The 13,674-nt window shown below is 60.6% G+C and carries 13 protein-coding genes; 6 read left to right on the top strand and 7 right to left on the bottom strand.

Annotated elements, in window-relative coordinates; all coding sequences use genetic code 11:
* The first annotated feature begins 18 nt into the window (after positions 1-18).
* On the top strand, positions 19-969 hold the full coding sequence (locus HJB91_RS20685; protein ID WP_210631056.1) for a sugar-binding transcriptional regulator: 951 nt from the start codon (positions 19-21) through the stop codon (positions 967-969).
* Between the two features lie 50 nt (positions 970-1,019).
* On the opposite strand, the gene HJB91_RS20680 is transcribed toward HJB91_RS20685, so the two are convergent.
* Genes HJB91_RS20680 through HJB91_RS20670 form a run of 3 tightly spaced genes read right to left on the bottom strand, consistent with a single transcriptional unit; the run spans position 1,020 to position 3,979 of the window.
* Positions 1,020-1,772 (bottom strand): ABC transporter ATP-binding protein, encoded by a 753-nt coding sequence (locus HJB91_RS20680; protein ID WP_221123388.1) that lies wholly within the window; start codon positions 1,770-1,772, stop codon positions 1,020-1,022.
* On the bottom strand, positions 1,766-2,836 hold the full coding sequence (locus tag HJB91_RS20675; RefSeq protein ID WP_210631058.1) for an iron ABC transporter permease: 1,071 nt from the start codon (positions 2,834-2,836) through the stop codon (positions 1,766-1,768). The genes HJB91_RS20680 and HJB91_RS20675 overlap by 7 nt, the downstream gene beginning before the upstream one ends.
* Positions 2,837-2,842: 6 nt before the next feature.
* Positions 2,843-3,979 carry an ABC transporter substrate-binding protein gene (locus HJB91_RS20670; protein WP_221155818.1) on the bottom strand — a complete coding sequence of 379 codons (1,137 nt, stop codon included), beginning with the start codon at positions 3,977-3,979 and terminating at the stop codon, positions 2,843-2,845.
* A 114-nt stretch (positions 3,980-4,093) separates the two neighbouring features.
* Here HJB91_RS20670 and HJB91_RS20665 point away from each other — a divergent pair, with 114 nt between their 5' ends.
* Positions 4,094-4,879, top strand: a complete 786-nt coding sequence (locus HJB91_RS20665) for a methyltransferase domain-containing protein (RefSeq protein ID WP_210631060.1) — start codon at positions 4,094-4,096, stop codon at positions 4,877-4,879.
* A gap of 137 nt (positions 4,880-5,016) precedes the next feature.
* Here the strand turns inward: HJB91_RS20665 and moaA are convergent, their stop codons facing one another.
* Positions 5,017-6,063, bottom strand: a complete 1,047-nt coding sequence (moaA, locus tag HJB91_RS20660) for a GTP 3',8-cyclase MoaA (protein WP_221123387.1) — start codon at positions 6,061-6,063, stop codon at positions 5,017-5,019.
* Between the two features lie 181 nt (positions 6,064-6,244).
* Here moaA and HJB91_RS20655 point away from each other — a divergent pair, with 181 nt between their 5' ends.
* Together HJB91_RS20655 and HJB91_RS20650 are read left to right on the top strand one after the other, a co-directional pair.
* Complete coding sequence (locus HJB91_RS20655) at positions 6,245-6,619, top strand: gamma-butyrobetaine hydroxylase-like domain-containing protein (protein WP_210631062.1); 375 nt, start codon at positions 6,245-6,247, stop codon at positions 6,617-6,619.
* 28 nt (positions 6,620-6,647) lie between these two features.
* Positions 6,648-7,838, top strand: coding sequence for a low temperature requirement protein A (locus HJB91_RS20650; protein ID WP_221155817.1), 1,191 nt, complete (start codon positions 6,648-6,650; stop codon positions 7,836-7,838).
* A gap of 3 nt (positions 7,839-7,841) precedes the next feature.
* On the opposite strand, the gene HJB91_RS20645 is transcribed toward HJB91_RS20650, so the two are convergent.
* The gene (locus tag HJB91_RS20645) at positions 7,842-8,309 is read right to left on the bottom strand and encodes a MarR family winged helix-turn-helix transcriptional regulator (RefSeq protein WP_210631064.1); all 468 of its coding nucleotides are present in this window, start codon (positions 8,307-8,309) and stop codon (positions 7,842-7,844) included.
* A 47-nt stretch (positions 8,310-8,356) separates the two neighbouring features.
* On the opposite strand from HJB91_RS20645, the gene HJB91_RS20640 reads away from it, so the two are divergent.
* Positions 8,357-9,331: an alpha/beta hydrolase gene (locus HJB91_RS20640; RefSeq protein ID WP_210631065.1), complete on the top strand. Its 975-nt coding sequence runs from the start codon at positions 8,357-8,359 to the stop codon at positions 9,329-9,331.
* A gap of 36 nt (positions 9,332-9,367) precedes the next feature.
* Positions 9,368-9,979, top strand: a complete 612-nt coding sequence (locus HJB91_RS20635) for a pyridoxamine 5'-phosphate oxidase family protein (protein WP_210631066.1) — start codon at positions 9,368-9,370, stop codon at positions 9,977-9,979.
* A gap of 180 nt (positions 9,980-10,159) precedes the next feature.
* On the opposite strand, the gene HJB91_RS20630 is transcribed toward HJB91_RS20635, so the two are convergent.
* Together HJB91_RS20630 and HJB91_RS20625 are read right to left on the bottom strand one after the other, a co-directional pair.
* A complete protein-coding gene (locus tag HJB91_RS20630; protein WP_210631067.1) occupies positions 10,160-11,227 on the bottom strand; it encodes a GGDEF domain-containing protein in 1,068 nt (355 codons plus the stop codon).
* A 615-nt stretch (positions 11,228-11,842) separates the two neighbouring features.
* Complete coding sequence (locus tag HJB91_RS20625; RefSeq protein WP_221155816.1) at positions 11,843-13,450, bottom strand: fumarate hydratase; 1,608 nt, start codon at positions 13,448-13,450, stop codon at positions 11,843-11,845.
* Positions 13,451-13,674: the final 224 nt, after the last annotated feature.

The raw sequence follows: 13,674 nt of genomic DNA, 5'->3' as shown, positions 1-13,674 counted from the left end.
TTCAATCTGGGATTAGCGATGACTCGCCTCAACGAACTCCGCCTCATTTCAAGGGTCGCCCAGATGTACCATATCGAGGGACGGCGACAGGCGGAGATCGCGGAGCACCTTCGCTTGTCGCAGGCGACGGTGTCGCGCATGCTGAAGCGCGCCGAGGCTGAAGATATCGTCAGAACCAGTGTGATCCCTCCCGTCGGCACCTATAGCGAGCTCGAGGCGGCGCTTCGCGAGAAATACGATCTGCCGGAGGCGATCGTCGTCGAGTGCACGGAAGATCGGGACGGCGCCATCATGGCCCGTATCGGCGAGGCAGCGGCTCATCTCCTGGAGGTGACGCTTGCGCCGGGTGAGATCATCGGCGTTTCGAGCTGGAGCCAGACCATTTTCAAGATGGTCGAGAACATTCATCCTCAGAAAAGCGCCCAGGCGAAATACGTCGTCCAGACCCTTGGAGGCATGGGAGATCCTTCGGTGCAGACGCATGCGACGCAGCTGACCACGCGGCTTGCACGGCTGACCGGGGCCGAGCCGAAACTGCTTCCCGTGCAGGGCGTGACGACGTCAAGGGAGGCAAAACTTCTGATGCAGTCCGATCCGTACGTCCGCGAGACGATGGACCTCTTCGGCAGCATAACGCTTGCGATCGTCGGCATCGGCGCCGTCGAACCATCCGAACTTCTTGCGCGTTCCGGCAACATTTTTTCGGCCCGCGAACTCTCCGATCTCGCGGAAGCGGGAGCCGTGGGCGATATTTCGCTTCGCTTCTTCGATAGGAACGGCAAGCCGGTCAAGACACCGCTTGATGATCGGGTGATAGGGCTTCCGCTCGAGGATCTCGAACGGGTGGACCGGGTCATTGCCCTTGCCGGTGGCGCCAAGAAGACCGAGGCGATCGCCGGCGCGCTGCGCGTCGGGGTGATCGATATGCTTGTGACTGACAAGTTTACCGCGCAGCGACTGACCGATTGATGGGGTAGGGGGAAGGCCCGCCTCGTCCTTCAAGGCTTCGCTCCCCTGAGTCAATGCGCCGTCCCATCGACGATGACATGATCGTGGTCCAGCGAGCATTTCTCGATCCGGGCTTTGACCATGTAAATCTCCCGCAGCATCTCCGCAGTGACCACATCTCTCGGCGCGCCGCAGGCGCGCATGCGGCCGTTGGCGATGACCATCACCTTGTCGGCGAAGCGCAGCGCCTGGTTGAGGTCGTGGATGGCGATCAGGACGAGCATGCCTTTGGCACGCGCCCGGCGGCGCATGAAATCGAGGACTTCGATCTGGCGGTGCAGGTCGAGGGCGCTTGTGGGTTCGTCCATCAGCATGATTTCGGGCTCGCGCACCAGCGCCTGGGCGATCGAGACGAGCTGGCGCTGGCCGCCGGAGAGCGCGCCGAGATCGCGGAAGGCGAGCAAAGTGATATCGAGCGCTGCCATGATCTCGTCGATGAAGCGCAGGTCGCCATCGCCGACGGCCCAGGACTGGCCCTGCTTGCGGGCGAGCAGGATGGATTCGTAGACGGTCAGCACCGCATTGGCGGAGGTATCCTGCGGCATGTAGCTGATGGCGTTTTTCGCCTTTGAGCCTTCGACGACGACACGGCCCGGGCCCTTGAGCAGGCCGGTGATGCGCTTGAAGAGCGTCGACTTGCCGGCGGCGTTCGGGCCGATCACCGCGATCAACTCGCCCGATGTCATCACCGGCGTCGTCACATCTTCGACGAAAAGCTTGCGGCCGTGATAGGCGCCGACCGACTGCAAATGAAGCGCTACCATGATCGGCTCCTGTTCGAGAGGATGAGCGAAAAGAAGAAGGGCACGCCGACGAGTGCGGTGATGATGCCGATCGGGAAGACGACGCCTGGGATGATCGATTTCGAGACGATCGAGGTCAGCGACAGCAACAGTGCGCCCGAAAGGATCGAGCCCGGCAGGAAGAAGCGCTGGTCCTCGCCGAGGATCATGCGGGCGATGTGCGGTCCGACGAGGCCGACGAAGCCGATGGTGCCGACGAAGCTGACCGGCACGGCGGCAAGCAGCGAGACGACGAGCATGGTTTCCAGCCGGATGCGGCGGACATTGACGCCGAAGCTTGCGGCCTTGTCCTCGCCGAGGCGGATGGCGGTCAGCGCCCAGGCATTGCGGGCAAAGAGCGGAAGGGCAGCCAGCAGTACGGCGAGCGTCACCCAGATCTTCGGCCACGTCGCCTTAGTGAGGCTGCCCATCGTCCAGAAGACGACCGCCGACAGTGCCTGTTCGGAAGCGAGATATTGCAGGAAGGCGAGGGCGGCATTGAAGGTGAAGACCAGGGCGATGCCGAGCAGCACCACCGTCTGTACCGAGACCCCGCGGGCCTGCGAGACGAAATGTATGAACAGCGTGGCGATCAGCGCCATGATGAAGGCATTGACCGGCACCAGCAGGCCGGCAGCAACGGGCAGAAGCGGAACGCTGGTGACGATCGCCAGGGCCGCGCCGAAGCTTGCCGCCGCCGAAATGCCCAAGGTGAACGGGCTGGCGAGCGGATTGGCGAGGATCGTCTGCATCTGCGCGCCGGCGACGGAGAGCGACGCGCCGACGACGATCGCCATGATGGCGACCGGCATGCGGATGCCCCAGACGACGGCGCGGATCTGATCGGAAACGGAGGCGGGGTCGAGGAGGGCGGAGACGACGTCGCCGAGACTGTAGCGAGCCGGCCCCCAGGCGAGATCGACGGCGAAGGACAGGCAGAGCGCTGCCGTCATGGCGAAAAGGATCAGCAGCTTGCGCCGGGCGAGAGCGCGGTAGCGCTCCCTCCCGGCTTCCACGTCGATCGAATGTGCGGCAATCTCGGCCATAGCGATTTACTGTCCGATCCTGGCGTCGACCCAGTAACCCGGCTGATAGGCGACCGGCAGGAATTTTTCGTGAAACTCCTTGAAGGTGGCATCGGGATCGAGATCGGCAAAGAGGTTCGGGTGGAGCCATTTGGCCAGTTGCTGGACGGCGACGAACTGGTAGGGGCTGGTATAGAACTGGTGCCAGATCGCATGAACATTGCCGCCGGCCACGGCCCTGGAGCCGGTGAAAGCGGGGTTTTCCATCAGCGTGATCAGCGCCTTGCGGCTGTCGCCGATGGTGGCTGTGGCATTCGGGCCGACATTGACATAATCCTTGGCATTCTTGGTCTGGCTCCAGTTGGAGCCGGTGACGACGATGACCTCGGGATTGGAGGCGACGACCTGTTCGGCATTGATGGAGCCGGTATAACCGGGCAGGAAATCGGAGCCGAGATTGTGGCCGCCGGCCAAATCGACCATCAGGCCGAAATTATCCGGGCCGAATGTGCCGCAGCATTCCACCAGGCCGGCGGCGCGATACATGAAAACACCAGGCTTCGGCGGATTGGCCGCCTTCAGCCTGTCGGTGACGCGCGCCATCTGTTCCTTCCAGAAGCTGGCGACAGCCTCGGCACGGTCCTCATGGCCGAAGAGCTTGCCGAGAATCTTCAGGCTCGGCACGGTGTTGGCGAGAATATGCTCGCGGAAATCGATGTAGACGATCTTCACTCCGATGCCGGAGAGCATCTCCTCGAGCTTCACTTCGTCAGCCGCGTTCTTGTTGCCGATCGGCAGAAGCAGCACGTCCGGGTGAAGCTTGACGACCGCTTCGGTCTGCAGCGTGCCGTCGGTCAGGTTCCCGAGGAAGGGCAGGTCCTTGCCCTTGGGAAACTTCTCGACATAGGCGGTGAAGCCGTCCTTGTCGGTGGTCCAGAGATCGTTGCGCCAGCCGACGATCTTGACGAAGGGATCTTCCTTCTCGATCGGCGCGACGGCGTAGAGCATGCGGCCTTCTCCAAGGATCACACGTTCGACCGGCTTGTCGAAGCTGACTTCGCGGCCAGCCACATCCTTGATGGTAAAGGACTGGGCGGGCGCCGAAAGCGGCATCAAGCCGGCAATCGCAGCTGCGGAAACTGCGAGCATTTTCACGAAATTCATCTGGAAATTCCCCTGACGTCTGAATAATGTCCGCAGGCATAAGAAATATGACTTTGTGAATCAAGTTATATGTTTTAGAGCATTTCCAAACTGATACGACCGGGGGTGCCTGCGATGAATTCCATGAACACGAACTACACGATCCGCGATGAAATCCGCGATTTCTGGTCGGAAAGAGCGGCGACCTTCGATCAAAGCGTCGGCCATGAAATCTTTTCCGAAGCGGAACGGAAGGGCTGGCGGCGGCTGATCCGAAAGCATCTCGGCGAGGGGCAGGGGCGCGCGGCGCTCGACCTTGCCTGCGGCACGGCCGTCATTTCGCATCTGATGAACGATGCCGGCTTCAAGGTGACGGGGCTCGACTGGTCGGATGCGATGCTGGCGCAGGCGCGCGCCAAGGCGAAGAAGCGCGGTACCGATATCCGCTTCGTCTCCGGCGACGCTGAAAACACCATGGAGCCGAAGGATAGCTACGACGCCATCACCAACCGCCATCTCGTCTGGACGCTGGTGGACCCGGCTTCGGCCTTCAAGGAATGGTTTTCAGTGCTGAAGCCGGGCGGCAAGGTGCTGATCGTCGACGGCAATATGGGCCGGGAAACCTGGGTGAAGAGCCTGCAGAAGTTTTGGACAAAGGTGACGGGCAAACCGGCGGCAAGCCACATGTCACCGGAGATGATGGCACGGCACCAGAGTATCCGCTCCCGCGTGCACTTTTCCCACGAGATGCCGGCCGAAGCGATCGTCGATCTTCTCAGCAAGGCCGGCTTCGTGGAGATTGTGGTCGACCGCAAGCTTGGCGATATTCATTGGGCGCAGGCGCGCAAGATGCCGTTCCTGCGCGGGCTGGAGCGGATGATGCAGGAGCGGTTTGCGATTTGTGCGCGTAAGCCTGGGTGATGGGGAGGGCGCTGAGCGCCGCCAGCCGTGAATGACCCCTATCACAGGAAGGGACTCTCTCGCGCCCAAGGACTTGGACGCATTGGATTCCTGTGACAGGCACAGGAATGAGGGTGGATGGGCTTTCTCGTCAAACATCACCCGCCAGTGACACTCATATGCCGGGCCACAGCGGGACGATTATGAGTCCGGTCGATAATGAAGTCGTGGCCTTTGGGCTTGCGGGTGATGGCTTCGTCGATGGCGGCGTGGAGGAGGGCGTCGTCTTCGGTGGCGCGGAGTGCGGCGCGGAGATCCGCGGCGTCGTTCTGGCCGAGGCACATATAGAGCGTGCCGGTGCAGGTGAGCCGGACGCGGTTGCAGCTTTCGCAGAAATTATGGGTCATCGGTGTGATGAAGCCGAGACGGCCGCCGGTCTCGGCAACCCTGGCGTAACGCGCCGGGCCGCCGGTCTGGTAATCTATGTCAGTTAGCGTGAACTGACGTTCGAGATCGGCGCGCAGCTCGGAGAGCGGCAGGTATTGATCGGTGCGGTCCTCTTCGATCTCGCCCATCGGCATGGTTTCGATGACGGTGAGGTCCATGCCGCGGCCATGGGCGAAGCGCAAGAGATCGGGAACCTCGGCATCGTTAAAATTCTTCAGCGCCACGGCATTGAGCTTGATCTTCAGACCGGCTTTCTGCGCCGCGTCGATGCCTTCCATGACTTTGTCGAAATCGCCCCAGCGGGTGATCTTACGGAATTTGTCGGGATCGAGCGTATCGAGCGAGACGTTGATGCGGCGCACGCCGCAATCATAAAGTTCGGCGGCATGGCGGGAAAGCTGCGAGCCGTTGGTCGTCAGCGTCAGTTCGTCGAGGCCGGAACCGATCTTTTCGCCGAGCTTGCGCACCAGATACATGATGTTCTTGCGCACCAGCGGCTCGCCGCCGGTCAGCCTGATCTTGCTGACACCCTTGGCGATGAAGGCGGAACAGAGACGGTCGAGCTCTTCGAGCGTCAAGAGATCCTTCTTCGGCAGAAAGGTCATATTCTCCGCCATGCAATAGGTGCAGCGGAAGTCGCAGCGGTCCGTGACGGAGACGCGGAGATAGGTGACCGTCCGGCCGAAAGGATCGATCATCGGATGTGCATCTGCCTTGAGCGGCGATGCGCTGCCTATCGTTCCCACTCTCGTATTCACCAATTCCTCCGCGGCGCGATTGTAGCGCGCCAAGCCGAACCCCGGCCGTTTTCAAGCGACATGTTTCTATTTGTGCATATGTGATTGCCCCGTCAAGGGAAACGGATTTCGCACACGCTAATTTGCGCTTGCCTCGAAAAAGCCGAACGCCTACTTCTCCAAGGGAAAGAGGGTGATAGAGATGAACGATATCTGGCCGAGCGAACTTCGCGTTTCAAAGGACCGGCAGCGGCTGGTGGTGACCTTCAACGACGGCCAGAGATTCGATCTTTCGGCCGAACTCCTGCGCGTTCTGTCACCGTCTGCCGAGGTGCAGGGCCACGGGCCGGGACAGAAGGTGACGGTGCCGGGCAAACGCAATGTCGCGATCATCTCGATGACGCCGACCGGCAATTATGCGGTTCGAATCGGTTTCGACGACATGCACGATACCGGTATCTACACCTGGACCTACCTGCGCGAACTGGGCGAACGGGGGGCAGAGCTGTTTTCGGCCTATGAGGACGAGCTTCGGGAAAAGGGCATGAACCGCGACACGGCGGAAAAGCCGCGCTGAATTTCAATACATGGCCACCGGGGGACACATGGCGAAAGCGAATAGGAAGAACTGGCTGCGCGCCAAGGGCAGCGCCGCCGGCAGCAAGGTGACCTTCCTTGAACTGTTCTTCGACCTGGTCTTCGTCTTTTCGATCTCGCAGCTTTCGCATGCGCTCGCCGCTCATTATACGCCGCTCGGCGCCGTCGAAGCGGCGCTGATGACCTTCGCCGTCTGGTGGGTGTGGATCTTCACCGCCTGGGTGACGAATTGGCTCGATCCCGACAGGATGCCGGTGCGTGGCATGCTGGTGGTGCTGATGATGCTCGGGCTGGTGCTTTCCGCCTCCATCCCCGAGGCCTTCGGAGACAAGGGATTGCTCTTTGCCGGGGCCCATGCGGCGATGCAGGTCGGACGCTCATTGTTTACGACCTACGCGATGACCCGCGTCGACCGGGCCAATACGCTGAATTTCGTGCGCATCACAAGCTGGCTAGCGGCGGCCGGCGTCTTCTGGATCGCCGGTGGCTTGCTCGAGCATGAAGCCAGGTTGATTGTCTGGATGATTGCGCTTGCTATTGAATATGCCGGGCCAGCCGCAGGCTTTGCAGTGCCGGGGCTCGGCCGTTCGGTTCCAAGCGACTGGGACGTGTCCGGCGCGCACATGGCCGAGCGCTGCGCGCTCTTCGTTATTATCTGCCTCGGCGAAGCGATCCTCGTTTCCGGCCGTACCTTTTCCGAGTTGCCGATCTCAGGACTGACGAGCATCGTCTTCGTCACCGGCTTCGTTGGCACCGTCACCATGTGGTGGCTCTATTTCCGCTTCGGCCACGGGCGCGCAGCTCATCGCATTGAGCATGAGGAAACGCCGGGTGCCTTGGCCCGGCAGGCCTTCACCTATGGGCATATTCCGATTCTGGCCGGCATCATCGTGCATGCGGTGGCGGTCGAATTCATGTTCTCGCATCCGCACGAGACGGGCGATTTCGGCGTCGCCGCGGCGGTGCTCGGCGGCTCCGGCCTGTTCCTCGTCGGCAATCTCTGGTTCAAGGGCGCGACTAGCGGTCAGATACCGCTGTCGCATCTTGCCGGCCTCGTGCTTGTGGTCCTGCTGGCCTTCGTGGCCCCCTTCATCGAGATCTATCTGCTGGGTATTCTGGCGACGCTGGTGCTGATCATCGTCGCCGCCTGGGAGTACCGATCGCTGAGCGGCGCGTCGACGGCACCGTCGCTGCATTGATCATCACCCGTCATCGCGCAGATCTTTCAGCAGCACGGCGATGATGCGCTCCATCGAGGTGGCGGTCGCCGTGCATTGCTCGATCGGCTCGTCGGAGAGCGTGCGCTCGATGAGATCGGTCTGGATCGCCATCGCTGCCTCGGTTACTTTGCGGCCTTCTCCGGTGAGATAAAGGCGCAGCACCCGCTTGTCACGCTCGTCGCCGCGCCGCTCGATCAGCCCGCGCCTTTCCATCTGCGGTAAGAGCATGCTCATATTGGAGCGGCCGACGAGGAGCTTGCGCGCCAGTTCCTGCTGCGAGATGGCCTCGAAACGGTAGAGATTCACGAGGATATCGAGATGCGGCGGCTTGATGTCGAGATCGGCAAGCGAGCGCGCCAGGGACTGTTGCATGAGCTGACAGGCGCGCGCCACCGCAATCCAGCTGCGAAAACGCGGATGATCCCAGGGAAGGGATTGATTTTTGTTCATCGTTGCACTTTATTGTTCAGTGTTGAACAGTCTTTTGGATTCCCACTATGGCAAATTTCGCGCTTAAGGTCACCCGCCTCGGATTCCGGCTTCTGCAGACGATTTCGCCGCGGCTGGCGGGCAGGGCGGCATTCCTGCTGTTCTGCCGCACACCATCGCGACGGCCGACGGGCGAAAAGGCGAAGGCAGCGTATGCTGCTGGTGCGGCACGGCTTGCCGGCGCGGAACGTTTCGTGCTCAGGCTCGCCGGCGGCGCCAAGGCGCATGCTTATCGCCTGAACGGAGGGCCAATCGGCCAGCGCAAGCGCTACCTCGTCACACATGGCTGGGGCTCGAGCGCCGTCTATATGACAGATCTCGTTTCGGTGCTGGCGGCGACGGGCGCCGAGGTGGTGGCGCTCGATTTTCCCGGTCACGGGCGGGCGGGCGGGCGCTTCCTACATATGGGACTTGCTGTCCAGGCAGTCGCAGCGGCAGGAGAGCGGTTCGGTGCATTCGACGCTGCAATCGGCCATTCCTTCGGGGGCGCAGTACTGATGGTCTCGGCGGCAGGCCTGATTCCCGATGCGGCGCCGGCCATCTGCGAGCGACTGGTGCTGATCGGCGCGCCGAGCGACATGGCCTGGCTCTTTACCGATTTCGGCCGGATGATCGGGCTTCACCCGGCTGCGCAGGCTGCGCTGGAGAATGAAGTCCATCGTGTCACTGGGCGGAGACTCGAGGATTTCGAAGCTAGCGAGACGGCCGGCATGCTTGGTTGGCCTGTGCTCGTCATCCACGCCGAGGACGACAAAGAGGTGTCGCCGGCCCACGCCAGGCGTTATGACGCGGCGGGCGAGACTGTGCGGCTGTTCTGGGCGAACGGCTTCGGTCACCGGCGCATCGTCGGCGCGGCTCCCGTGCTCGGTGCGATCGCGGCCTTTCTTAAAGGCGACGCGGACGAGGACGCCGGCGAAAGCATCAAAAAAGATGCAGAGATCATTCCGTTTTTTGAGCTTCCGGCGAGGCGCGCGGCATTGTAGCGTCCGTGGCAAAGATCAGCCGCGGCGGGACGCTTCATGAAAATCATCAGCAGCATCGAAGAGCTCAATACGATCTATGGCGCCGGGCTGTCGCAGGCCTCGGTCGACAAGGTGACCCAGCGGCTGACGCCGCTCTATCGCCAGATGATCGAAAGCTCGCCGTTTGCGGCACTGGCGACCGTAGGCCCGGAAGGGCTCGATTGTTCGCCACGCGGCGATCTCGGTGGCGTAGTTCGCGTTGTCGACGACGAGACGCTGCATCTGCCGGATTGGCGCGGCAACAATCGCGTGGATTCGCTCTCCAACATCGTGCGCGACCCTCGGCTTGCGCTGATGTTCCTGATCCCCGGCTCGAACACGACGATGCGTATCAATGGCCGCGGTGTCGTTTCAAATGACGAGATACTGCTTTCGAGTTTCGAAATGGACGGCAAACATCCACGCACCGTCGTCGTCATCTCGATCGACGAGGTCTATTTCCAGTGCGCGCGAGCGGTGATGCGGGCCGAACTGTGGAACGCTGCGCATTTCACCGATCCGGCGAACTTGCCGACGCCGGGCCAGATGCTGAAGGCCGCCGTCAGCGATTTCGATCAGGAAACCTACGACCGGGAATGGCCGGGACGGGCGGCGAAGACGATGTGGTAAACACTGTCATCTCATTGCGACGGTGCAGTTTTGACAAAGCTCGCCCTTTAATCGACGTCATCCTTGGCCTTTGCCGAGGAGCTGCTGCACTGGCGGCAGATGCTCGAGACAAGCCCGAGCATGACGAAAGAAGGGTTGTCACCTAGTGGCGACAGCGTGCCCTATCATGAGGGTTCAGCGTCAAGCCTTGTAGATCAGCCAGCTCTTGCTGAAGTCCTTCTGCATGCCATCCTGATAGAGGACGATGCAGTTGCGGCCGGCGTGCTTGGCGCCGTACAGCGCGATGTCGGTCTTGCTGTAGAGTTCGCCGGCATCCTCGGCATTCGAGGCCATGCAGATGCCGATCGAAACAGTGATCGGGCCGTAATTCACCCGGGTCCGGGAATTCTTGAACGGCGTGGTTTCCAACGTGCGGCGGATGCGTTCGGCGATCGCCGTCACTTCCTCGGCCGTGTTGCCCTCGATGATCAGGGCAAATTCCTCGCCGCCGGCACGGGCGACAAAGACATCTCGCCGGACATTGCTGCGGATGACGGAAGCGACGGTGGCCAGGATCTTGTCGCCGACAGGATGGCCGTAGGTGTCGTTTATCTTCTTGAAATTGTCGATGTCGGCGAGCAGCAGGGCCGTTATCGGCCGCATGCCGGGATTGTTGAAGACCGCTGCCAGCCGGTCGTCGAAGGCGCGACGGTTGGAAAGGCGCGTCAGCGAATCGGTGTTGGCAATGCGCTTGTATTCGTCGAGTTCCTTTCGGACCTGGTCCATCTCCTGCGAGCGCTGGACAACGTCCTCGACGGTACGTTCGCCATGCGCCATGGTATCGCCGGTCGCCTGGCTCAAAAGTTCGATAGCGCTTTCGATCAGTTCGACGCTGGCATTGCTTTTGGAGGTGATGCGCTTATGAGTCTCGCCGAGCAGCCTTGTATAGCTTTCGAGCGAACTTTGCTCCTGCCTCAGTATCCGCAGCAGGCCGTCGAGTTCGCCTGATATGCGCGTATGGGCATCGTCGAAAACGCGTACGGGGGTGCTGGTGAAATACTGCGCGCCCAGCGCATCGAGTTCGGCCTGTGTCGCCTGGCTGCCGAGAGCTGCGAGTTCGCGGGTGAGGGCCGGATTGGAGCCGATATAGGCTTCGTAGAAGAGTTCGTAATTGCGGGGTATCGGCGCAACGCCCATCGAGCGCATGGCATAGGTGATCTGGCCCGCTACGTCGGGAACCTGCACCTTGGGCGCGACAGCCGTATTCATTCGGCAAACTCCTCATTTTTTCGAAGGCAATATTTATTTGTTAGCTTAAATTTCTTGGGAAAAGATTAAAGCGATATATACCAAAGATTACATATGAAAACTTCGCAGTGGGTCTATACTTCAGGCAGGTCTCTGATTCTTCATGGAAAAATGCATCTTCATCGGGACAGTGTATACCCGTTGCGCGGGAGGCGTATTTAAAAAACTTACACATCTTTTCTGGTTGAAGATCGTATTCATCTTGTCGACAGCAAGTTTGGTTGTCTCCTATTTCGTATGCATATTGCGGAATGACAATTTTCACCGGCAAACCTGAAATACTGCCAGAAAATCAGGACGTGAGATTATGGAAAGGTCCCGCGCCATTTCTTCGCCATCCTCGTTTTCACCGTCTTCGCAGGGGGCGCCGTGCTGCTGGAGCACACCGGTCTCGCCTTGCGCATTCGGACGGAGATCCTGGGGTGGGTGATGATGGAGATGTGACAAGCGCTGGAGATATTCAGTGAGCGCGCAAATATCTGAAAGGCGTGCGGCACCTTCTCCGGCAGGCGGACAGGGGCTTGACGGCAAGCCGTCAGTTGCCCTTCACCTGCCTTCGAAGACCACACCAGACGATTATCCCAAATTCAATTCCTGGAAGAAATCATTGCCCTTATCGTCGATGACGATGAAGGCGGGAAAATCTTCCACCTCGATCTTCCAGACTGCTTCCATGCCGAGCTCGGGATATTCCAGCACTTCGACCTTGCGGATGCAGTCCTTGGCGAGACGGGCGGCGGGGCCGCCGATCGAACCCAGGTAGAAGCCGCCATGTTTCTTGCAGGCTTCGCGCACGGCGCGCGATCGGTTGCCCTTGGCGAGCATCACCAGCGAGCCGCCGAAGGACTGGAACTGGTCGACGTAGCTGTCCATGCGGCCGGCCGTCGTTGGGCCGAAGGAGCCGGAGGCATAGCCGGCCGGTGTCTTGGCGGGACCGGCATAGTAGACCGGGTGATTTTTCAGGTAATCGGGCATGCCTTCGCCCTTTTCCAGGCGATCGCGGATCTTGGCATGAGCGAGGTCGCGGGCGACGATAATGGTGCCGGTCAGCGAAAGGCGCGTCTTGACCGGATGCCTGGAGAGTTCGGTGAGCACTTCGGCCATCGGCTTGTTGAGGTCGATATGCACGGTCGATTCCGACAGTTTCGCCTCGTCGATCTCGGGCATGTATTTCGACGGATCGGTTTCGAGCTGCTCCACGAAAATGCCGTCGCGCGTGATCTTGCCCTTGGCCTGGCGATCGGCGGAACAGGAGACGCCGAGGCCGATCGGCAGCGAGGCGCCGTGGCGGGGCAGGCGGATGACACGCACGTCATGACAGAAATACTTGCCGCCGAACTGGGCGCCGACGCCCATCTGCTGCGTCAGCTTGTGGATTTCCTTTTCCATTTCGACGTCGCGGAAGGCATGCCCGCTCTCGGAGCCTTCGGTCGGCAGCGCGTCGAGATAACGGGTCGAGGCGAGCTTGACCGTCTTCAGGTTCATCTCGGCCGAGGTGCCGCCGATGACGATCGCCAAATGGTAGGGGGGACAGGCTGCCGTCCCCAACGTCAGAATCTTCTCCTTAAGGAAGTCGATCATCTGGTCATGGGTCAGGAGCGAGGGCGTGCCCTGATAGAGGAATGTCTTGTTGGCCGAACCGCCACCTTTGGCGACGAAGAGGAAGTCGTAAGAGTCGGTGCCTTCCTGATAAATATCGATCTGAGCCGGCAGGTTGTTCCTGGTGTTCTTCTCTTCGAACATCTTGATCGGCGCGAGCTGCGAATAACGCAGGTTCTTCTTTTCATAAGCGTCGAGCACGCCTTTCGAAAGCGCCGCCGCATCACCGCCCTCCGTCCAGACCCTGCGGCCCTTCTTGCCCATGATGATCGCCGTGCCGGTGTCCTGGCACATCGGAAGCACGCCGCCGGCGGCGATATTGGCGTTCTTCAGCAGATCGTAGGCGACGAAACGATCATTGTCGGTCGCTTCAGGGTCGTCGAGGATGGCGGCAAGCTGCTTCAGATGCGTGGGGCGCAGCAGGTGGTTGATGTCGGCAAAGGCAGTTTCGGCAAGCAGCCGGATGCCCTCGGGATCGACCGTCAGAATTTCCTGACCCTTGAAGCTGTCGGCCGAGACGTAGTCGCTGCTGATCTTGCGGTAGGGGGTGGCATCCTCGCCGAGGGGGAAGAGATCGTCAGCCATCCAAGTGACCTTTCTGGTGGGCGTCGCTGAAATTGGAACCGGTCTAAATCTGCTGCGATGCAAATGCAATTGGGAACGGCGGAGTGTGGAGTTGGAGCCATGTCGTGCCACGTTTTGCAACCCGCCCGTTGCACGCAATAAGAGAGTGAAACAAGGGAGAACTCGACATTTGTCGCGAAACAACCGACTTCAGGTTGCCTTCAATTCAAGCCCAGTTCATATTC

The sequence above is a fragment of the Rhizobium sp. NLR10b genome, from assembly GCF_019685435.1.
Lineage (GTDB): Bacteria > Pseudomonadota > Alphaproteobacteria > Rhizobiales > Rhizobiaceae > Rhizobium.
This window is presented reverse-complemented; position numbering and strand designations above follow the sequence as displayed.

Bases quoted from the DNA above. Each gene is read 5' to 3' on its own strand.
- HJB91_RS20685 (WP_210631056.1), top strand. From the start codon at position 19: ATGACTCGCCTCAACGAACTCCGCCTCATTTCAAGGGTCGCCCAGATG.
- HJB91_RS20680 (WP_221123388.1), bottom strand. From the start codon at position 1,772: ATGGTAGCGCTTCATTTGCAGTCGGTCGGCGCCTATCACGGCCGCAAG.
- HJB91_RS20675 (WP_210631058.1), bottom strand. From the start codon at position 2,836: ATGGCCGAGATTGCCGCACATTCGATCGACGTGGAAGCCGGGAGGGAG.
- HJB91_RS20670 (WP_221155818.1), bottom strand. From the start codon at position 3,979: ATGAATTTCGTGAAAATGCTCGCAGTTTCCGCAGCTGCGATTGCCGGC.
- HJB91_RS20665 (WP_210631060.1), top strand. From the start codon at position 4,094: ATGAATTCCATGAACACGAACTACACGATCCGCGATGAAATCCGCGAT.
- HJB91_RS20655 (WP_210631062.1), top strand. From the start codon at position 6,245: ATGAACGATATCTGGCCGAGCGAACTTCGCGTTTCAAAGGACCGGCAG.
- HJB91_RS20650 (WP_221155817.1), top strand. From the start codon at position 6,648: ATGGCGAAAGCGAATAGGAAGAACTGGCTGCGCGCCAAGGGCAGCGCC.
- HJB91_RS20645 (WP_210631064.1), bottom strand. From the start codon at position 8,309: ATGAACAAAAATCAATCCCTTCCCTGGGATCATCCGCGTTTTCGCAGC.
- HJB91_RS20640 (WP_210631065.1), top strand. From the start codon at position 8,357: ATGGCAAATTTCGCGCTTAAGGTCACCCGCCTCGGATTCCGGCTTCTG.
- HJB91_RS20635 (WP_210631066.1), top strand. From the start codon at position 9,368: ATGAAAATCATCAGCAGCATCGAAGAGCTCAATACGATCTATGGCGCC.
- HJB91_RS20630 (WP_210631067.1), bottom strand. From the start codon at position 11,227: ATGAATACGGCTGTCGCGCCCAAGGTGCAGGTTCCCGACGTAGCGGGC.
- HJB91_RS20625 (WP_221155816.1), bottom strand. From the start codon at position 13,450: ATGGCTGACGATCTCTTCCCCCTCGGCGAGGATGCCACCCCCTACCGC.